The 19,410-nt window shown below is 67.3% G+C and carries 15 protein-coding genes and 4 tRNA genes; 18 read left to right on the plus strand and 1 reads right to left on the minus strand.

The window, feature by feature from the left end:
• The first annotated feature begins 39 nt into the window (after positions 1–39).
• From HY049_11395 to glnA, 18 genes are all read left to right on the plus strand, one after another.
• Positions 40–675 (plus strand): isoprenylcysteine carboxylmethyltransferase family protein, encoded by a 636-nt coding sequence (locus HY049_11395; GenBank protein ID MBI3449507.1) that lies wholly within the window; start codon positions 40–42, stop codon positions 673–675.
• Positions 676–767: 92 nt separating this feature from the next.
• Positions 768–843: transfer RNA gene (locus HY049_11400), tRNA-Arg, on the plus strand.
• 21 nt (positions 844–864) lie between these two features.
• A tRNA-Arg gene (locus HY049_11405) sits at positions 865–941 on the plus strand.
• 165 nt (positions 942–1,106) lie between these two features.
• Complete coding sequence (locus tag HY049_11410) at positions 1,107–1,433, plus strand: hypothetical protein (GenBank protein ID MBI3449508.1); 327 nt, start codon at positions 1,107–1,109, stop codon at positions 1,431–1,433.
• A 74-nt stretch (positions 1,434–1,507) separates the two neighbouring features.
• Positions 1,508–5,107, plus strand: coding sequence for a hypothetical protein (locus HY049_11415; GenBank protein MBI3449509.1), 3,600 nt, complete (start codon positions 1,508–1,510; stop codon positions 5,105–5,107).
• Between the two features lie 92 nt (positions 5,108–5,199).
• Positions 5,200–5,275, plus strand: a tRNA-Lys gene (locus HY049_11420).
• Positions 5,276–5,409: 134 nt separating this feature from the next.
• Positions 5,410–5,494, plus strand: a tRNA-Leu gene (locus HY049_11425).
• A gap of 71 nt (positions 5,495–5,565) precedes the next feature.
• Positions 5,566–6,840 (plus strand): trigger factor, encoded by a 1,275-nt coding sequence (gene tig, locus HY049_11430; protein MBI3449510.1) that lies wholly within the window; start codon positions 5,566–5,568, stop codon positions 6,838–6,840.
• 19 nt (positions 6,841–6,859) lie between these two features.
• Positions 6,860–7,444: an ATP-dependent Clp endopeptidase proteolytic subunit ClpP gene (gene clpP, locus HY049_11435; protein MBI3449511.1), complete on the plus strand. Its 585-nt coding sequence runs from the start codon at positions 6,860–6,862 to the stop codon at positions 7,442–7,444.
• Between the two features lie 27 nt (positions 7,445–7,471).
• The gene (clpX, locus tag HY049_11440) at positions 7,472–8,710 is read left to right on the plus strand and encodes an ATP-dependent Clp protease ATP-binding subunit ClpX (GenBank protein ID MBI3449512.1); all 1,239 of its coding nucleotides are present in this window, start codon (positions 7,472–7,474) and stop codon (positions 8,708–8,710) included.
• Between the two features lie 37 nt (positions 8,711–8,747).
• The gene (gene lon, locus HY049_11445; GenBank protein ID MBI3449513.1) at positions 8,748–11,162 is read left to right on the plus strand and encodes an endopeptidase La; all 2,415 of its coding nucleotides are present in this window, start codon (positions 8,748–8,750) and stop codon (positions 11,160–11,162) included.
• 40 nt (positions 11,163–11,202) lie between these two features.
• The gene (locus HY049_11450) at positions 11,203–11,796 is read left to right on the plus strand and encodes a YihA family ribosome biogenesis GTP-binding protein (protein MBI3449514.1); all 594 of its coding nucleotides are present in this window, start codon (positions 11,203–11,205) and stop codon (positions 11,794–11,796) included.
• Between the two features lie 275 nt (positions 11,797–12,071).
• A complete protein-coding gene (gene rho / locus HY049_11455; GenBank protein MBI3449515.1) occupies positions 12,072–13,328 on the plus strand; it encodes a transcription termination factor Rho in 1,257 nt (418 codons plus the stop codon).
• 168 nt (positions 13,329–13,496) lie between these two features.
• Positions 13,497–13,760, plus strand: coding sequence for a 50S ribosomal protein L31 (gene rpmE, locus HY049_11460; protein ID MBI3449516.1), 264 nt, complete (start codon positions 13,497–13,499; stop codon positions 13,758–13,760).
• 66 nt (positions 13,761–13,826) lie between these two features.
• Entirely contained in the window at positions 13,827–14,915 is a 1,089-nt protein-coding gene (gene prfA / locus HY049_11465; GenBank protein ID MBI3449517.1) for a peptide chain release factor 1, read from the plus strand.
• 14 nt (positions 14,916–14,929) lie between these two features.
• On the plus strand, positions 14,930–15,811 hold the full coding sequence (gene prmC / locus HY049_11470) for a peptide chain release factor N(5)-glutamine methyltransferase (protein MBI3449518.1): 882 nt from the start codon (positions 14,930–14,932) through the stop codon (positions 15,809–15,811).
• Positions 15,808–17,079 (plus strand): molybdopterin molybdotransferase MoeA, encoded by a 1,272-nt coding sequence (locus tag HY049_11475; GenBank protein ID MBI3449519.1) that lies wholly within the window; start codon positions 15,808–15,810, stop codon positions 17,077–17,079. Before prmC ends, HY049_11475 begins: the two co-directional genes overlap by 4 nt.
• Before the next feature lie 180 nt (positions 17,080–17,259).
• Complete coding sequence (gene glnA, locus HY049_11480; GenBank protein MBI3449520.1) at positions 17,260–18,642, plus strand: type I glutamate--ammonia ligase; 1,383 nt, start codon at positions 17,260–17,262, stop codon at positions 18,640–18,642.
• A gap of 43 nt (positions 18,643–18,685) precedes the next feature.
• Here glnA and HY049_11485 read toward each other — a convergent pair whose 3' ends face one another.
• The gene (locus tag HY049_11485; GenBank protein ID MBI3449521.1) at positions 18,686–19,399 is read right to left on the minus strand and encodes a class I SAM-dependent methyltransferase; all 714 of its coding nucleotides are present in this window, start codon (positions 19,397–19,399) and stop codon (positions 18,686–18,688) included.
• Positions 19,400–19,410 lie beyond the last annotated feature (11 nt).

Consider the following 19,410-nt stretch of genomic DNA (forward strand, 5'->3'; position numbering starts at 1 on the left):
CCCCGGCGGCGGGCGTAGTAATAAGGATACGGGCCTCCCATGGCTGAGCTGGTCGCGCGCGAGCCCGCGGAGTGGGTCAAGACCGCCGGCCGGCTTTCGTACCGTTTTCGCCAGCATCTCCAGGCGATTCTCCTCGCCGTCTGCCTGCTCGTCACGCGGCCGGTCCCGGATCCCCGCGAGGCGTGGATGCTCGCCGGCGTCTCGGCGCTCCTCGTGGCGCTCGGCGGGGCGATAAGGTCGTGGGCGATGGGCTACCACACCTGGCGGCGGATCCACGGCGGCCGCCCGGATCGCACGCTCGTCACCGCCGGCCCGTACGCCCACACGCGCAACCCTCTGTACCTCGGCTCGCTCCTGATCGGCGCGGGCCTCGCCGGGATGTCGGGGTGGATTGCGGTCTTCGCGGCCTTCCTCGTCGTGTACGTCCTCTCCCACTTCTGCATCATCCGCTGGGAGGAGGGGAGGCTCACCTCGGAGTTCGGGGAGAACTTCACGCGCTACGCGGCGTCGGTGCCGCGGCTCTTCCCGGGAGTGCGCTCCGCGTCGACGCGCCACGGCACGTTCAGCTTCTCCGCGATGATGCGATGCATGGAGCCGGCGAAGACGGTCGGGTTTCTTCTCGTCATCGCGCTGATGGCGTACTTCCGGATCAAGGGGTGGTCGCTCACGGCGTGAGCGATGCTCGTCGCCCGCTTGCTCCCGCGCGGGCGCCGGTCTAACCTCGCCGCGCGTCCCGTCACGCGATCGCGGTTCTCCTGCATGACGCCGCGCCTGTAGCTCAGAGGATAGAGCAACGGCCTTCTAAGCCGTGGGTCGGGGGTTCGATTCCCTCCAGGCGCGCCACCCGCAGCTCTCTCGAGGCGCGCGCCCATAGCTCAGCTGGATAGAGCGCCGGACTTCGAATCCGTAGGTCGGGGGTTCAAATCCCTCTGGGCGCGCCAACCTCACCCTCCGCACCGGTCGCCTGTCACCTCCCTGCGGACACTTTGGGACATTTGGGCCTATTGTCTCCTCCCACGCTGATTCACTCTTGCGGATGCTTCGGGACTACGGTATAAGGCAGGGGCCTCGCGAGTCCGAACATGTCTATTCTGGAGGGGATGGTCATGCGAACGTCGCGTCCGAAATCCATCGCGCTCGTCTCGGTATGGGTCTCGATCCTCGTCGCAGGCTCGACGCATCTCGCGACGGCGTGCGATCCCAATCATCCGGTCCCGTCCCCTTGGGTGGACGCCAATATCGGCGGCGTGGCGGGGTGCGCTGATCAGGTGAGCGGTGTCTTCACCATCACGAGCAACGGCGGGGGGACCTCCTCGTCCGACAGGTTGAACTTTGTCTACCAGACGTACACCGGCAATTTCGTGCTCACGGCCCGCGCCCTCTCCCGGCGGACATGGTGCGGCGTTCGCGCCCATGGTTTTATCCCGCGTTGATTCGTCGTTGCGGATACCCGCGGATCGCGGTATAACGGGGGCGTCTCGCCAGCCTCATGGAATGGAGGGTCACCTTGCGGATCCCCTGCCTCCTCATCCTCTCTATCGCTCTCGTCTCCGCAGCGCCTGCATTCGCCGCCGATCTCACGTTCGAGGAGCGTGTCGAGGCCCAGCGCGCGATCGAGCGCGTCTATTACTCCCACCAGATCGGCGCGACGCTCCGGTTCGATCAGGCGGTGCCGCAGGAGCTGCTCGAGAAGAAGGTGCGCACCTACCTCAAGGAATCCCTCGCGCTGGAGAAGTTCTGGCACACTCCGGTGACGGCGGAAATGTTGCGGACGGAGACTGCGAGGATCGTGAGAAGCACGCGAATGCCCGAGCGGCTTCGTGAGCTTTTCGCGGCGCTCGACGAGGATCCTCTGTTGATTCAGGAATGCCTCATCAGGCCTCTCCTCGTCCACGGGCTGGCGAGGGGATTCTTCGCCTCGGATCCGCACCTGCAGGCGGCCAGCCGCGCGAGGGCCGAGACGCTCCGCGGGCGAATCCGCGATGGCCACGTCGATCCGGCTGCGGAGAGCGCCGGCAGAAGCGTGGAGACGATCGTGCGTCGGAGCGGCGCCGAGGCGCCGGAGTCAGCCGAGGCGATGGACGACCACGAGATGGTCGTCGGCCCCGAGGAGTACGACCGCCTTCGTCGGTCCGTGCCGGTTCAAGTTGGTCTCGCCGGTCCGGTCGAGGAAGACCGCTACACGTTCGTCGTCCGGGTCGTGCTCGACGATGCCGTCGACCGCCATCGCGTCGCGACGTTCACGATCCCGAAGGCCTCCTGGGACTCCTGGTGGCGGCGAACCGAGGCGGAACTCGACGAGTCGACCGTTCAATCCGCCGCGACGGGATCGGTTCCCTCGCTCGGAGCCGCCTCGCCGGCGAGTCCGGCAGCCTGCCCCGATGAGTCGTGGGTGCAGAACTCCCTGAGCCATCCGCCGTACGTGACGCCCACGACATCCAACCAGGCCATCGTCTGGACGGGCAGTCTCGTTCTCGAGTTCGGAGGGTCCGGCGGCGATACCGGGGCGCGATACGATCCGGCCACCGACACCGCCACGCCCATGGCCACGACGTTCATTCTGCAACTCCAGACTCGTCCCACGGGCGTCTGGACGGGCAGCCGGATGATCGTCTGGGGAGGGTACGACGGGGCTCCCTATTCCAGTGTCGGCGCGCTGTATGACCCGTTGACGGACAGCTGGACGCCGACTTCGACGGTGGGGGCTCCGAGCCCGCGTAGTCACCACACGGCCGTCTGGACCGGTACGCGGATGATCATCTACGGCGGCCGGTACGCCCCTCGATTCATCGCTTCCCTCAACACCGGCGGCATCTACGACCCGCAGACAGACACATGGACAGGGTTGTTCGCGGGATCGTACGAGGTGCCCACGGGGCGGAACGATCACTCCGCAATCTGGACCGGGAGCCGGATGATCGTGTGGGGAGGTCGCACGATTCCGGGAGCGCCGACCCCCAGCGCGCTCCTCAACTCCGGCTTTCAGTACGATCCCGTCACCAACACGGGCACCGCGCTCGCCACCGGAGGAGCACCTTCCGTGAGGGAACTCCATCGCGCCGTCTGGACTGGAAGTCGCATGCTGATCTGGGGCGGGGATGTCGGCGGCGGCCGATACGATCCGGCCACCAACATGTGGGCGCCGATCTCGACGTCCAACGCGCCGCAGGGAATTCTCGGCCCGAGCGCCGTCTGGACGGGATCGGTGATGGTCGCATGGGGGGGATCGGATGGCACGAGCTCATGGAACACCGGCGGCCGCTACGACCCGGTCGCCGATTCATGGGCGCCGACCTCGCTCCTGAATGCGCCGGCCGCGCGTTCGAATCACGGCGCGGTCTGGGCGGGCTCCGTCATGGTCATCTCGTCCGGGAGCAGCAGGGGCCGGTACGATCCCGCGTCCGATCTCTGGCTGCCGGCGATGCCGCCGCTGACGCCCACGGCACGGGACAGCCACGTCTCCGTATGGACCGGATCGAGGATGTTCGTCTGGGGTGGGTATCCGGTGACGTCGAACCCAGGGGGGCTCTACGATCCCGCCACCGATACGTGGGCGCAGGTGGCCACGCTCAACCAACCCGCGCCGCGCTCGAGCGCGACCGCCGTGTGGACGGGGACTTCGGCCGTCATCTGGGGAGGCCAGGTCCTCAACTCGAACATCGGAGGCCGGTACAATCCGATCTCCGACTCCTGGTCGGCCACCACCGCTGCGAACGCGCCCGCCACGCGCTGGAACCATACCGCAGTCTGGACCGGAAGCCGCATGATTGTCTGGGGAGGCTGGGACGGTACCACCCCCATGAACACGGGGGGGATCTACGACCCGGTGGCCGACGCCTGGACTCTCAGCTCCGGCGCCAATGCACCGCCGCCGCGACAATCGCACTACGCGGTCTGGTCCGGCTCGAGGATGATCATCTGGGGCGGGTATGGCGCGTCGTCAGGGTTGAACAACGGCGGGCGCTTCGATCCCGGCTCGAATACCTGGAGCCCCATGAGCGTCGCCGGCGCGCCTTCCGCCCGATCGGAGGCGACCGCGATCTGGACCGGCACGCGGATGATCATCTGGGGTGGCGGGGACGGCACGGGCGCTTTCAACAGCGGCGGCAGATACGATCCGGTCGCCGACACGTGGTCCGCGACATCGACCGCGGCAGCTCCGACGGGAAGGGCCCGCCATTCGGCCGTATGGACCAACTCTGCCATGATCGTGTGGGGAGGCTACCCCGGGTTCGGCGGCCCCATGAACACCGGGGGGAGGTACGTCGATTCGACGGACGTCTGGTCACCCACGTCGACCGTCGGTGCCCCTTCGCCGCGACAGAATCACACCGCAGTCTGGGACGGGAGCGCGATGCTGCTCTGGGGCGGCTCCCCGGACCCCTCTTCTCCCATCGGATCCGGGGCAACGTACGTTTTCGATCTTTCGAACGACCTGGACCACGACGGGTACACGGCCTGCAACGGCGAGTGCGACGACAGTCGCGCGAGCGTGTATCCGGGGGCGCGCCAGATCTGCGACGGCCTGAACAACAATTGCAGCGATCCTATCTGGCCGAGCGTGGGCGCGACGGAGTCCGATACCGACGGTGACGGACTCAAGCTCTGCGAGGGTGACTGCGACGACACGAACGCGACGGTCTACCCGGGGGCTCGCCAGACCTGTGATGGAGTCAACCACGATTGCTCCGATCCGAGCTGGCCGTCGACCGCGACTCTGACGCTCGACTCGGACGGAGACGGGGTCATGCGCTGCGCGTACGACTGCGACGACTCGAACGCCCAGATCTGGGCCACGCCCGGTGAGGTGCAGAACGCGACGTTCACGGGAGGATCCAATCCGGTCCTGTCCTGGAGCCTGCCCGCACTTCCGGGCGGGACGTCCCTGCTCTACGACGTCCTCCGCTCGGACCTGAAGTCGAACTTCACGACGGGTGCCGGCTGTTTTTCCGACATGACGGCGACGTCGCTGACGACGAGCCAGGCACCCGCCCTGGGACACGCCTACTTCTTCCTGATCCGAGCGCAGGACAACTGCTCGTCGGGCCAGGGGACGCTCGGGGCGTACTCCAACGGCACGCCGCGGCCAGGGAGGAGCTGTCCGTAGCCGAGCTTCGCGCCTTCCGGCCCGCGTCTTGACGCCGCCGCGCCATCGGGCTAGCATCCGCGCCTCAAGTCACAAAGCGCTTGCGGTGGGTCGGGCCGATAGCTCAATTGGCAGAGCAGCAGACTCTTAATCTGCGGGTTGGAGGTTCGATTCCTCCTCGGCTCACCAGCCCCCGGCCGCTGAAATCTTGAAGACAGACCCCGCCGATCCTGCTGTATACTCGCGCCGCACACCCGGAAGCGGCGCGGTGCCCCGGGGATGAACGCGATCCCGCGGAGGGCGCCGGACGCTTCGGCCGCGCCGCGAAAGTGGCGGAACTGGCAGACGCGCCGGACTTAGGATCCGGTGGGGCAACCCATGGGGGTTCGACTCCCCCCTTTCGCACCACGCGCGACGGCCGCGGGGCCTGACGGCCTCGACCCCCGCACCGGACGAGTTGAGAGGACCGTGAGACCAGCGTGAAAGTATCCGTCACCGACCTCGGCCCCTGCCGGAAATCGCTCGCCGTCGAGCTGCCGCCCGCGGTGATCCGCGACGAGTACGAGAAGGCCTTCCGCGACTTCTCGCGCGGGGTGCGCCTCGACGGCTTCCGCAAGGGCAAGGTGCCCAAGCACGTCGTGGAGCAGCGCTTCGGCAAGGAGATCGAGCAGGAGGTGGTCGAGCACCTCATCCGCGACTACTCCGCGTCGGCGCTCGAAGAGTCGGGGCTCGCGCCCCTCCACGCGCCCATCCTCAAGGACTACAAGTTCGGGCGGGAGACCGGCCTTTCGTTCGTCACCGAGTTCGAGGTGCGCCCGAAGATCGTCGCGACGGGCTACCGGAACCTCAACGTGCCGAGGCGCACGGTCGAGGTGAAGGACACGGATGTCGCGGCCGCGCTCGAGGATCTCAGGGAGCGCGCGGCGCGGTTCGAGGGGATCGAAGGGCGCGGCGTCGAGCCGGGCGACCATGTTCTCGCCGACGTGACCGGCAGCGTGGAGGGGAGCGACCACGAGCCCTTCCGCAACGACGACGTGTTCTTCGAGATCGGCTCCGCCGGCCCGCACCCCGAGCTGACGGACGAGATCCGCGGGATGACCCCCGGCGTCGAGCGGACGTTCGGCATCCTGTACCCCCAGGATCATCCCAACACGGGCTTCGCCGGGAAGCGCGTCGTCTACTCGATCCGGCTCAAGGAGATCAAGACGAAGCTCCTGCCGGAGCTCGACGACGAGTTCGCGAAGACGGTCGGCTCGACCGACACTCTGGCCGCGTTCCGCGAGCGCGTGCGCGGCGATCTGCAGAGGATCGGGAACCTCCGCGAGCGGGACGAGGCGCGCCGCCGGGCTCTCGACTTCGTGCTGGAGGCGAACGCGTCGGTTGCGGTCCCGGAATCCCTCGTCGACGATCAGATCGAGGGGGAGATCGAGGACACGGTCCGATCGATGACGTCGCAGGGGATGGATCCGAGAGACGCCGGGGTCGACTGGGACGAGATCCGGAAGGAGCACCGCGAGCCGGCCAGCCGGTTCGTGCGCGGAATCCTGCTTCTCGACGCGATCGGCGAGGCCGAGGGGCTCGAGGTGGCGGCAGGCGAGGTCGACGCCGCCCTGGACCACGAGGGCGCGCGAAGGAAACTGAGCCCCGAGGCGCTCCGGGCGCGGTGGGAGAAAGACGGACGGCTGGATTCGCTCAAACGTCAGATTCTACGGGAGAAAGTCCTTGACTTCCTCCTGACACCGGCTAATATTTGAGGCGCCGGGGGAGCCATAAATGCCTTTGATTCCGATGGTTGTGGAGCAAACCAACCGCGGAGAGCGCGCCTACGACATCTACTCCCGTCTCCTCAAAGACAACATCATCTTCATCGGGGACGCGATTGACGACCACCTCTCGAACCTGGTCATCGCCCAGTTGCTGTTCCTCGAGGCCGAAGATCCGGACAAAGACATCCACATCTACATCAACTCGCCCGGCGGCTCGGTGACGGCGGGGCTCGCCATCTACGACACGATGCAGTTCGTGAAGCCCGACATCTCCACGATCTGCATCGGGCAGGCCGCGAGCATGGCCGCCGTGCTCCTCGCGGCGGGGGAGCCCAAGAAGCGGTTCGCGCTCCCGAATTCCCGCATCCTCATCCACCAGCCGATGGGAGGGTACTCGGGGCAGGCCTCCGACATCGACATCCACGCGCGCGAGATCCTGCGCATCCGCGATCGGCTGAATCTGATCCTCGTGAAGCACTCGAAGCAGACCAAGGAAGTGATCGAGCGCGACACCGACCGGGATTTCATCCTGACGGCCGAGCAGACCGTAGAATACGGCATCATCGACCAGGTGCTGCACCACCGGGACTAGGCGGGCAGGCCGGGGCTGGAGCTGACGATGGCCCGAAAGAAGGGAGACGGCGACGTTCTTCGCTGCTCTTTCTGCAACAAGAACCAGCGCGACGTCAAGAAGCTGATCGCGGGCCCGACCGTCTACATCTGCGACGAGTGCGTCGACATCTGCCTCGACATCATCTCCGAAGAGAAGGAATCGCCGGATCCCAAGGCCAAGATCCGGCTCCCCAAGCCGGTCGAGATCAAGCACTTCCTGGACGAGTACGTCATCGGCCAGGAGCGCGCCAAGAAGAAGCTCGCCGTCGCGGTCTACAACCACTACAAGCGCAACGAGATCTCGCGCCGCAAGAACGACGTCGAGCTGTCGAAGTCGAACATCCTGCTGATCGGCCCGACAGGCTCCGGGAAGACGCTCCTCGCGCAGACTCTGGCGCGGCTGCTGTCGGTCCCCTTCGCCATCGTCGACGCGACGACTCTCACAGAGGCGGGCTACGTCGGCGAGGACGTCGAGAACATCATCCTGAAGCTCCTCCAGGCGGCCGGCAACGACGTCGAGAAGGCTCAGCGCGGCATCATCTACATCGACGAGGTGGACAAGATCTGCCGGAAGGGAGAGAATCCCTCCATCACGCGGGACGTCTCGGGCGAGGGGGTCCAGCAGGCCCTCCTCAAGATCCTCGAGGGGACGGTCGCCAACGTGCCGCCGCAGGGCGGCCGCAAGCACCCGCAGCAGGAGTTCATCCCGGTCGACACGACGAACATCCTCTTCATATGCGGAGGGGCGTTCGTTGGTCTAGACTCCGTCATCGAGCAGCGCATCGGCCGCAAGACCCTCGGGTTCAAGGCCGACGTCAGGACGCGTCAGGAAAAGGATTACGACGAGATCCTCGGGCAGGTCCAGCCGATCGACCTCATCAAGTTCGGCCTGATCCCGGAGTTCGTGGGCCGGCTTCCGATCACCGCGACGCTTGGCGATCTTGACAAGGGCGCGCTGGTGAAGATCCTCACCGAGCCGAAGAACGCCATCGTGAGGCAGTACCAGAAGATCTTCGAGTACGAGAACATCACGCTGAAGTTCACGGAGGACGCGCTCGCGGCCATCGCCGATCGGGCGATCGAGAGGAAGATTGGAGCCCGGGGATTGAGAATGATCCTCGAGGACATCATGCTCGACATCATGTACCAGCTCCCCTCCATGACCAACGTCGCGGAATGCATCATCAACCGCGAGGTCGTGGAGTCGAAGGTCGACCCCCTCGCGGTGCTCAAGGCCGCCGGCTAGAATTCCCCCATCACCCCGAAATCACAGGTGCCCCCGGATGTTCCAGGCGAGCTTCAAGAACGACAGCGTCGAATCCCTGCCGATGGTTCCCCTGAGGGAGCTGGTCGTCTTCCCGCACACGATGATCCCGTTCGTCGTGGGGAGGAAGAGCAGCCTCCTCGCCGTGGAGCAGGCACTCAACGAGCACAAGAAGATCTTCCTCTCGTCCCAGAAGGACGCGAAGATCGACAACCCGGGCGCCGACGACATCAACGCCATCGGCACGATCGCGAACGTCATCCAGAGCCTCAAGCTGCCCAACGGGAACATCAAGCTCCTGGTCGAGGGGGGGTTCCGCGGCCGCGTCCTCGAGATCCGCGAGGAGAACGGGTACTTCACGAGCCTCGTCAAGGTCATCGACCGGAAGGTCGAGGTGACGCCCGACATCGAGAAGGAGATGCACAAGGCGGTCTCCCTCTTCGAGAAGTACGTCAAGCTCAGCCCGAATCTGCCGTACGAGACGATGATCTCCACGATCCGGGTGACCGAGCCGGGGCGCCTGACCGACACCATCGCGGCGCACCTGCAGGTCTCGATCGAGGATAAGCAGAAGCTCCTCGAGACGTTCGATCCCAAGGATCGCCTCGCGATGGTCGTCGAGACGCTCGACGCCGAGATCGAGAAGCTGCGCGTCGATCGCAAGATCCACCATCGCGTGAAGAAGCAGATGGAGAAGGCCCAGAAGGAGTACTACCTCTCCGAGAAGATGAAGGCCATCCAGCAGGAGCTCGGCCGCAAGGACGATCGCGTCAACGAGGTCGAGGAATTCAAGCAGAAGATCGAGCAGGCGAAGATGCCCAAGGAGGCCAAGGAGAAGGCCCTCCAGGAGCTGAAGCGCCTCGAGGTCATGCCTCCCATCTCCGCCGAGGCCACGGTCAGCCGCAACTACCTCGAATGGCTCCTCGCGATGCCGTGGAGCAAGAAGTCCGTCGAAAACAAGGACATCGAGCGCGCCGAGAAGGTCCTCAACGAGGATCACTTCGGCCTCGACAAGATCAAGGAGCGCATCGTCGAGTTCCTCGCCGTGCGCCGCCTCGTCAAGAAGATGAAGGGCTCCATCCTCTGCTTCGTCGGCCCGCCGGGAGTCGGCAAGACGTCGCTGGCGCAGTCGATTGCGCGGGCGACGGGGCGCAAGTTCGTCCGCCTCTCCCTCGGCGGCGTGCGCGACGAGGCCGAGATCCGCGGCCACCGGCGCACGTACATCGGCGCCTTCCCGGGCCAGATCGTCCAGATGATCAAGAAGGCGGGGACGCGCAATCCCGTCTTCCTGCTCGACGAAATCGACAAGATGTCCATGGACTTCCGCGGCGATCCGTCGGCGGCGCTCCTCGAGGTGCTCGACCCGGAGCAGAATCATTCGTTCCTCGATCACTACCTCGACACCGAGCTCGACCTGAGCGAGGTCATGTTCATCGCCACGTCGAACGTGATCCACACGGTGCCGGCGGCGCTGAAGGATCGCATGGAGGTCATCCGCCTTCCCGGGTACACGCTCAACGAGAAGACGGCCATCGCGCAGAAGTTCCTCGTCCCCAAGCAGCTCAAGCAGCACGGCCTCGACGCCGAGAAGATCAAGATCGAGGAGCTGACGGTGCGCGACATCATCGAGAAGTTCACGCGCGAGGCCGGCGTCCGGAACCTGGAGCGCGAGGTCGCGTCGGTCTGCCGGAAGATCGCCCGCAAGGTGGTCGCGGAGGGGCCCGAGTACACGATGACGGTCAGCCCGGCGCTGCTCTCGGACTATCTGGGCGTGCCGCGCTTCCGCTCCAAGGAAACGCGCGACAAGAACGAGGTCGGCGTGACGACGGGGCTGGCGTGGACCGAGGTCGGCGGCGAGATCCTGACGACCGAGGCGACGCTCATGAAGGGGAAGGGATCGCTCCTCCTCACCGGCAAGCTCGGCGATGTCATGCAGGAGTCGGCGCGCGCCGCGCTCTCGTACGTGCGCTCGAGGGCGGCCGACCTGGGCATCACGGACGAGCACTTCTACCGCAAGTACGACATCCACATCCACGTGCCCGAGGGGGCCATCCCCAAGGACGGCCCGTCCGCCGGCATCACCATCGCCACCTCGCTCGCGTCGCTCCTCACCCACATCCCGGTCCGCTCGGACATCGCGATGACGGGAGAGGTCACGCTGCGCGGCAAGGTGCTTCCGATCGGCGGCGTAAAGGAGAAGGTCCTCGCCGCGCACCGGGTCGGCATCCGGACGATCCTGCTCCCGAAGGACAACGAGAAGGATCTCGCGGACATCCCACAGGAGATTCAGAGCGAGCTGACGTTCAAGCTCGTCGATACGATGGACGAGGTGCTCAAGTTCGCTCTGGAGCGCCCCCCGACCGTCGGCGTCGTGAAGGATGGCTTCGCGGCCAAGGACGACGCCCGGACGGAGGAAGGGCCGCTGACGCACTGAGCGCCGGCCGGGACGCGCCGGCCGCGCGACGCGCGGCTCGATGAAGGTCACGAGCAGCGCCTTTTTTGCGGGCGCGGCGGATCGTTCCCGGTTTCCGGCGGGAGAGCGCCACGAGATCGCGTTCATCGGGCGCTCCAACGTCGGCAAGTCGAGCGTTATCAACAGCCTTCTCGGCGTCACGGGCCTCGCCAGGGTCAGCCGGACGCCGGGGCGGACCCAGGAAGTCCACTTCTATCTCATCAACGGGGCGTTTTTTTTCGTTGATTTGCCGGGTTATGGCTACGCGCGCGCGCCGGAGCAGGTCCGGGAGCAGCTCTCGGGGCTCATCGACGCGTACCTCACGGCCCGGGACAGGCTCAGGATGGTTTTCCTGCTCGTGGACTCGCGCCACGAGCCGATGGAATCGGACGTGGCCTTGAGCCGCTGGCTCACGGCGCGGGGCACGCCATACCAGGTGGTACTGACCAAGATCGACAAGCTTTCGCGTGGTGCGTGGGAGGGAACGCGCCTCAGGGCCGGCAAGGCCCTCGGCGCAGACAACGCCGTCGTCCACTCGTCGAAGACGGGAGAGGGAAGGAAGAAGCTGTGGCAGATCATCGAGCACCGAATCGGATGGGGCAGCAGCCCGACGTGAACAACCGTGGGGCGGCGCCGCGAGGTAACTTCGCCCGCAACGGAAACCGTGACGGCGGCGGGGGCCATCCCCGCCACAGTCACCCGCGCCACAAGGGGCAGCAGCATCAGCGCCACGGCACGCCCCACGACGGCAACACGCGCGAAGGCCGCATGAACACCCAGGGCCTCCCCGACGACGCCGCCATCGACGCCGCCGCCGAGGCGGCGGAGGCCGAAGCCGCCCAGGCCGCGGCCGACGGCCAGGCCGGGACCGCCGGGCCACCCAAGCCCGTCCTGAACATCGCGACGCTCAAGGCGATGGCGATCAACGATCTCGCCAAGGTCGCCCGCGACATGGGAGTGCAGGGGGCGACGGGCGTCCGCAAGCAGGATCTCATCTTCAAGATCCTCCAGGCGCAGACCGAGAAGAACGGCCTGATCTTCTCCGAGGGCGTCCTCGAGTGCCTCCCCGACGGGTTCGGTTTCCTCAGGGCCCCGCAGTACAACTACCTCCCCAGCCCCGACGACATCTACGTCTCCCCCTCCCAGATCCGCCGCTTCGACCTGCACACCGGCGACACCGTGAGCGGCCAGGTGCGGCCGCCGAAGGACGGCGAGCGCTACTTCGCCCTGATCAAGGTCGAGGCGATCAACTTCGAGACTCCGGAGGCGGCGCGCGACAAGATCTTCTTCGAGAACCTCACGCCGCTCTACCCGATGGAGAGGCTCAAGCTCGAGACCGACCGGGAAGGGACGTCGGGCCGGGTCATGGATCTCCTGACTCCGATCGGCAAGGGGCAGCGCGGGCTCATCGTCTCCCCGCCGCGCACCGGCAAGACGATGCTCCTCCAGTCGATCGCCAACAGCGTCGCCAAGAACCATCCCGAGGTCTTCCTCATCGTGCTGCTCATCGACGAGCGGCCCGAGGAGGTCACCGACATGGAGCGCACCGTCAAGGGGGAGGTCATCTCATCGACCTTCGACGAGCCGGCTTCCCGGCACGTCCAGGTGGCCGAGATGGTCATCGAGAAGGCGAAGCGTCTCGTCGAGCACAAGAAGGACGTCGTCATCCTCCTCGACTCCATCACGAGGCTCGCCCGCGCCTACAACACCATCACCCCGCCGTCGGGGAAGGTGCTCTCGGGCGGTATCGACGCCAACGCGCTCCAGAAGCCGAAGCGCTTCTTCGGCGCGGCGCGCAACATCGAGGAGGGGGGGAGCCTCACGATCATGGCGACCGCGCTCATCGACACCGGGTCGCGCATGGACGACATCATCTTCGAGGAGTTCAAGGGGACCGGCAACATGGAGCTGCACCTCGACCGGAAGCTCGCCGACCGGCGCGTCTTCCCGGCGATGGACATCAGCCGCAGCGGAACCCGGAAAGAGGAGCTGCTCCTGGTCAAGAAGGACCTCGATCGCTCGTGGGTCCTCCGCAAGGTGCTCAACCAGCTCTCACCCCCCGAGGCGATGGAGCTGCTCATCGACAAGATCGGCAAGACCAAGGCGAACAAGGAGTTCCTCGACTCGATGTCGGAGGCGATCTCCTAGCGGCCCGGCGCGTCGGTTGGACAGCCGGGGGCGGTGTCCTCTATAATCGCCCCCTTTCCACAGATTCCCGAGAGAGGCCCCCGAACCGCCCGCCGGACGACGCGCCCGGCGGCGGCGCGACGGAATCACGACGGGCGGCCTGACCCCGGGAGAAACGAGAGGATCGACGTGAAGAAGGGCATCCACCCCGAGTACCACGACGTCACGGTGAGCTGCGCCTGCGGCGAGAAGTTCGTCACCCGCTCGACCCGCAAGGATCTGCGTCTCGAGATCTGCTCCAAGTGCCATCCGTTCTTCACGGGCAAGCAGAAGCTCATCGACACCGCCGGCCGCGTCGAGCGTTTCACCAGGCGCTACGAGAAGAAGGACAAGCCCGCCGCGAAGCGTCCCGGGATGCCCACCGGGCCCATTCCTTCGCCGGGCCGCTCCTAGATCGTCCCCGTTCACCCGGGCGGCACCCGCCCTCCCGGGAATGATCCGTCCCGAGGTGGCGCGCCCATGAGCGAGAACAGCCAGCTCCTCTCGAAGCTCCAGAGCCTCGAGGACAGGCACGAGGACCTCGCGCGCCGGCTCGCCGATCCCGCGCAGATCGCCGACACGAACGCCTTCCGCACGCACTCGAAGGCGTACGCCGATCTCGAGGAGGTCGTCGAGCGCTTCCACGAGTACAAGCGCCTGCTGGCCGACGAGGAGGGGGCCCGCGAGATGCTCCGCGGCGCCGACGAGGAGATGCGGCGCCTCGCCCAGGACGAGCTCGCCGCGCTCGCGCCGAAGAAGGCCGCGCTCGAGGCGCTGCTGAAGCGCCTCCTCATCCCGAAGGACCCCTACGACGACAAGAACGTGATCCTCGAGGTCCGCGCGGGAACCGGGGGCGAGGAGGCCGCCCTGTTCGCCGCCGAGATCTTCCGGATGTACCTGCGCTACGCCGAGAAGCTGCGGTTCAAGGTCGAGATCCTCGACTCGAGCCACGCGGGCCAGGGGGGGCTGAAGGAGGCGACGGCCGCCATCCAGGGGCGCGGCGCCTTCTCGCGGCTCAAGTACGAGAGCGGCGTGCACCGCGTGCAGCGCGTTCCGGCGACGGAGGCCTCGGGCCGCATCCACACGTCGGCGGTGACGGTCGCGGTCCTTCCCGAGGCCGAGGAGGTCGAGCTGAAGATCGACGAGAAGGATCTCCGCATCGACACTTTCTGCTCGTCGGGGCCGGGCGGCCAGAGCGTCAACACGACGTACTCCGCGGTGCGCATCACCCACATCCCGTCCGGCCTCGTCGTCTCCTGCCAGGACGAGAAATCGCAGCACAAGAACAAGGCCCAGGCGATGCGCGTGCTGCGGTCGCGCCTCCTCGCCATCGCGGAGGCCGAGCAGGCGGAGAAGCGCGCGGCCGCGCGCAAGGGGATGGTCGGCTCGGGGGACCGCAGCGAGAAGATCCGCACCTACAACTTCCCGCAGGGGCGCGTGTCGGATCATCGCATCAAGCTGACCGTGCACCAGATCCAGAGCGTGATGGACGGCGATCTCGACGAGATCGTCGACGCCCTCGCCACGCACTACGAGGCCGAGCGCCTCAACGAAGAGATCCAGGTCTGACGGAGGGACTCCCCGTGCCCGCGATCGGCCGCCTGCTCGAGAACGCCGCGGCGCGCCTCTCCTCGGCCGGCATCGCCAGCCACCGCCTCGACGCGGAGCTCCTCCTGGCCCACATCCTCAACGTCCGCCGCGCGGCGATCCTCGCGCGCGCCGAGGCGAGCGTCGAAGACGAGGAGGCCGCGCGGTTCGAGGAGATGGTGACGCGCCGCGCGGCGCGCGTGCCGGTCGCCTACATCGTCGGCTCGAAGGAGTTCTGGTCGCTCGACTTCGCGGTGAACCCGGCCGTCCTCATCCCGCGCCCCGAGACCGAGACGGTCGTCGAGGAGGCGCTGCGCGCGCTCGCCTCCACCGCCTCCCCGAAGCCCGTGGCGGTCGATGTCGGGACCGGGGCGGGGCCCATCGCCGTCTCGCTCCTGCACGAGAGGCCCGATCTCGAGGTCCTCGCCATCGATCTCTCCGAGGCCGCCCTCGCCGTCGCGCGCGCCAACGCGGAGCGTCACGGCGTCGCCTCGCGCATCCACTTCCACCGAGGCGATCTCCTGGCGCCGCTCCTCGCCCGGAGCTCCCCGCGCGTCGATCTCGTCGTGTCGAACCCTCCCTACGTGGGCCTCGACGAGCCCGTCGACCCCGAGGTCGCCGCCGCGGAGCCGAAGGAGGCGATCTTCGGAGGGCGCGAGGGAAGCGAGGTCATCGAGCGGCTCGTGCCGCAGGCCGCGAAGGCGCTGGCCCCCGGCGGCCACCTCGTGCTCGAGATCTCCCCGGCGCGGGAGCGCGCCGTGAGGGGCTTCCTCGGAAGCGGCGCGGGGGCGCTCTTCTGGACCGACGTGAAGATCGTCCCCGATCTCGCCGGCCGCGCCCGGGTCGTCTCGGCGCGCCGGACCGGGATCCACCCGTGAGCACCGCCTCCCCGCGCGACCGGAGGCTCGATCTCCGGATGCTCGGCGTGGACGAGGCGCTTCAGGCGGTTCTCGCCGCGGTGGCGCCTCTTCCTTCGGAGGAGATCGCGCTCGAGGATTCCCCGGGGCGTTGTCTTGCGGATGCGATGGTCTCGTCCCTCGACGCGCCGCCGTTCGATCGCACCGCGATGGACGGCTACGCCCTTCGCGCCGCGGACGCCGCCGCGCCCCCCGCCGAGCTCGAGGTCGTCGAGACGATCGCGGCGGGGCGCGACCCGCGGGCGACGATCGGGCCGGGGCAGGCGGCGAAGATCATGACAGGGGCGGCGATCCCGCGCGGCGCCGACGCGATCGTGATGGTGGAGCGCACGGAGCCCCTCGACGGCGGGAGGAGGGTTCGGATTCTCGATCGCGCCGAGCCCGGGCAGCACATCCGGCGCCGCGGCGAGGATCTGGCCGGCGGCTCGCTTCTCCTTCCCGCGGGGGCCTTCGTCGGGGCCCCCGAGATCGCGCTGCTCGCCTCCGAGGGGAGGTCGCGCCTCCGCGTCGGCTCTCTGCCGTCCGTGACCGTGATCTCGACCGGCGACGAGCTGGTGCCGGTCGGTGAGACCCCCACCGGCAGCTGCATCCGCGAGACCAACTCGTGGTCGCTCCTCGCCCTGCTGCGCCGGATGGGCATCGACCCCGTGAGGCCCGGGATCGCGAAGGACGATCCGGCCGCCCTCGACGCGCTCATCGCGCGCGCCCTCGGGTCGGACGTCCTCCTTCTGACCGGCGGCGTCTCGATGGGGGACTTCGATCTCGTCGGCGCCGCCCTCGGTCGCGCGGGGTGCCGCCCGATCTTCGAGCGCGTCGCGATCCAGCCCGGGAAGCCCCTCTTCTTCGGCCTCGTCGAGGGTCGGGCGCGCCGCGTCGTCGTCTTCGGCCTGCCGGGAAACCCCATCTCGTCGATCGTCGACTTCCTGGTCTTCGCCCGCCCGGCGCTCCGCCTCATGATGGGGGCGCTCCAGCCGGTCGACCCCGCGGTCTCCGTCGAGCTTCTCGACCCGATCCGCCGGAGGCCGGGGAGGCGGGCGTACCTCCCGGCGCGGGTCGCCGTCACCGGCGCCGGCCGGCTCGCGGCCCGCCCCCTCCCTTCGATGGGCTCGGCCGACCTCGTGGCCCTGAGCCGCGCCAACGCCCTGGTCATCGTCCACGAGACGGCGGGCGACGTCGCGGCGGGCGCGGAGCTTCCCGCGCTCCTCCTGGACGACCCCTTCCGGCGCTGAGGGGCCGTCCGAGGCCCGGACCGCCCGGGTAGTCGAAGTGACGACGAAATTCTGCAGAATGTGCAGCAGACTCGAATCACTCCGCAAATAACGCTTGCGCTCCGGCAAAATGACGTTAAGATAGCGCCGAACCCGCACGGAAGCCCCGTCACCCCAAAAAAACCCATTCCGGAGGCAAAGATGGCGAAGACAGCCAGGGCGAAGGTCCTGAAGTTCGACGCCGCCGGCCCGGGTCTCAGCAAGCCCGAGATCCTGAAGGTCTGCGACGCGGAAAACGTCCGTTTCATGAGGCTCCAGTTCACCGACATCCTCGGCATCATCAAGAACGTCGAAGTCCCCCGCTCCCAGTTCGGCAAGGCCCTCGAGGGGGAGATCCAGTTCGACGGGTCGTCGATCGAGGGGTTCACGCGGATCGAAGAATCGGACATGAACCTCGTCCCCGACCTGAACTCGTTCGCCATCTACCCGTGGGCGCACAACAACGGGGAGAAAGTCGGCCGGCTGATCTGCGACGTGTACAACCCCGACGGGAACCCCTTCCCCGGGTGCCCCCGCATGACGCTGAAGAAGCAGATGGAGAAGGCGGCGGCTCTGGGGTACACGCTGGTGACGGGCCCGGAGGCCGAGTTCTTCCTCTTTCGGCGCGACGCCAACGGCAACCCGGTCATCGACACCCACGATCAGGGGGCGTACTTCGATCTCACCCCCGTCGATCGAGGGGAGGAGGCCCGGCGCGACATCGTCCTCGCCCTCGAGCAGATGGGCTTCGAGGTCGAGGCGGCGCATCACGAGGTGGCCCCCGGCCAGCACGAGATCGACTTCAAGTACGCCGGCGCGGTGACGACCGCCGACCGGGTCTCGACCTTCCGCTTCATCGTGAAGAAGGTCGCGATGGATCACGGGCTGCACGCCACGTTCATGCCCAAGCCGATCTTCGGCGTGAACGGCTCCGGCATGCACGTGCACCAGTCCTTCCTCGACAGGAAGGGGAGCAACGTGTTCTACGACCCGAAGGCGAAGTACCAGCTCTCGAAGACGGCGCTCGCCTACACCGGCGGCATCCTCATGCACGCGACCGCGTTCGTGGCCGTCACCAACCCGCTCGTGAACTCCTACAAGCGCCTGGTGCCGGGGTACGAGGCGCCGGTCAACGTCGCCTGGTCGATGCGGAATCGGTCTCCGCTCGTGCGGGTGCCGGCGCGCCGCGGCATGGGGACGCGCATCGAGGTGAGGATGCCGGATCCCTCGTGCAACCCTTACCTCGCCTTCTCGGTGATGCTCGCCTCCGGGCTCGACGGGGTGAAGCGGAACCTCAACCCGGGCGAGCCCGTCGACAAGAACGTCTTCAAGATGAGCGAGAGGGAGAAGCGCCGCCTGAAAATCGATCAGCTCCCGGCGAACCTCTCCGAGGCGCTCGACAACCTCGAGAAGGACGAGGTCGTCTCGGGGAGCCTCGGCGAGCACATCCTGACGCACTTCGTCGAGGCGAAGCGCGGCGAGTGGGCGGAGTACATCTCCCGCGTGCAGCCGTGGGAGACCGATCGGTACCTCGACCAGTACTGATTCCAGCGGGCCCGGCGCTCCGCGCGCCGGGCCCGGACTTCCGTTACTTCGTGAACTTCAGACACGACTGATCGACGATGAAGCGTTCCTCCCAGAACCCCTTCGCGGCGTCGTCCCGGGGGTTCGAGAGCATCTGCGACACGCCGGCCAGAGTGAACCCGGCGGCGGTCACCTCCCGGATGATGACGTCGTCCGCGATCCGGTGCGTCTTGTCGTCGCGCCCCGCCGCGGTCCGTGAGTCGACGATGCCGAGGATGCCGCCGGGCTTGAGGATTCGCTTGAGCTCGACCAGGGCCCGGGCCGGCTCCGCGATGTCGTGGTAATTGCGGATCGTCACGACGGCGTCGAGCGAGCCGGCCGGGATCGAGGCGAGCGTCGTCGGAATCGTCTTGAAGCATTCCGGCTCGGCGGCGGCCGTCTCCTCCACGTTCCCGAGGGCGAGGGGTTTCATGCGCTTCTCGAAGGCCTCGTGATCGTACGAGTCGTACGCGAGGACCTTTCCGGCGGGCCCGACGAGCTGGCTGAGGAGGAGCGTCGTGTAGCCGTCCCCCGGGTAGAGATCCATGATCCGCATCCCATCGTGAAGCCCCCAGAAGGCGAAGAGCGCCTCGGGGTGGTTGTAGGCGTCGCGGTCTCTGTCCTGGCGGGTGCGGCCGGGGGCGTCGAGGTCGATCGGGGCCGCCGCGACGAGGGGCGCGGCGGCCAGCGTGAGGACGATCGCGGCGAGCGGGCGGAAGAGGGCGTGGGTGGATCGCATGCGGTCTCCTT

The sequence above is a fragment of the Acidobacteriota bacterium genome, from assembly GCA_016195325.1.
GTDB lineage: Bacteria > Acidobacteriota > Polarisedimenticolia > JACPZX01 > JACPZX01 > JACPZX01.

Bases quoted from the DNA above. Each gene is read 5' to 3' on its own strand.
- HY049_11395 (MBI3449507.1), top strand. From the start codon at position 40: ATGGCTGAGCTGGTCGCGCGCGAGCCCGCGGAGTGGGTCAAGACCGCC.
- HY049_11410 (MBI3449508.1), top strand. From the start codon at position 1,107: ATGCGAACGTCGCGTCCGAAATCCATCGCGCTCGTCTCGGTATGGGTC.
- clpP (MBI3449511.1), top strand. From the start codon at position 6,860: ATGCCTTTGATTCCGATGGTTGTGGAGCAAACCAACCGCGGAGAGCGC.
- clpX (MBI3449512.1), top strand. From the start codon at position 7,472: ATGGCCCGAAAGAAGGGAGACGGCGACGTTCTTCGCTGCTCTTTCTGC.
- lon (MBI3449513.1), top strand. From the start codon at position 8,748: ATGTTCCAGGCGAGCTTCAAGAACGACAGCGTCGAATCCCTGCCGATG.
- HY049_11450 (MBI3449514.1), top strand. From the start codon at position 11,203: ATGAAGGTCACGAGCAGCGCCTTTTTTGCGGGCGCGGCGGATCGTTCC.
- prfA (MBI3449517.1), top strand. From the start codon at position 13,827: ATGAGCGAGAACAGCCAGCTCCTCTCGAAGCTCCAGAGCCTCGAGGAC.
- glnA (MBI3449520.1), top strand. From the start codon at position 17,260: ATGGCGAAGACAGCCAGGGCGAAGGTCCTGAAGTTCGACGCCGCCGGC.
- HY049_11485 (MBI3449521.1), bottom strand. From the start codon at position 19,399: ATGCGATCCACCCACGCCCTCTTCCGCCCGCTCGCCGCGATCGTCCTC.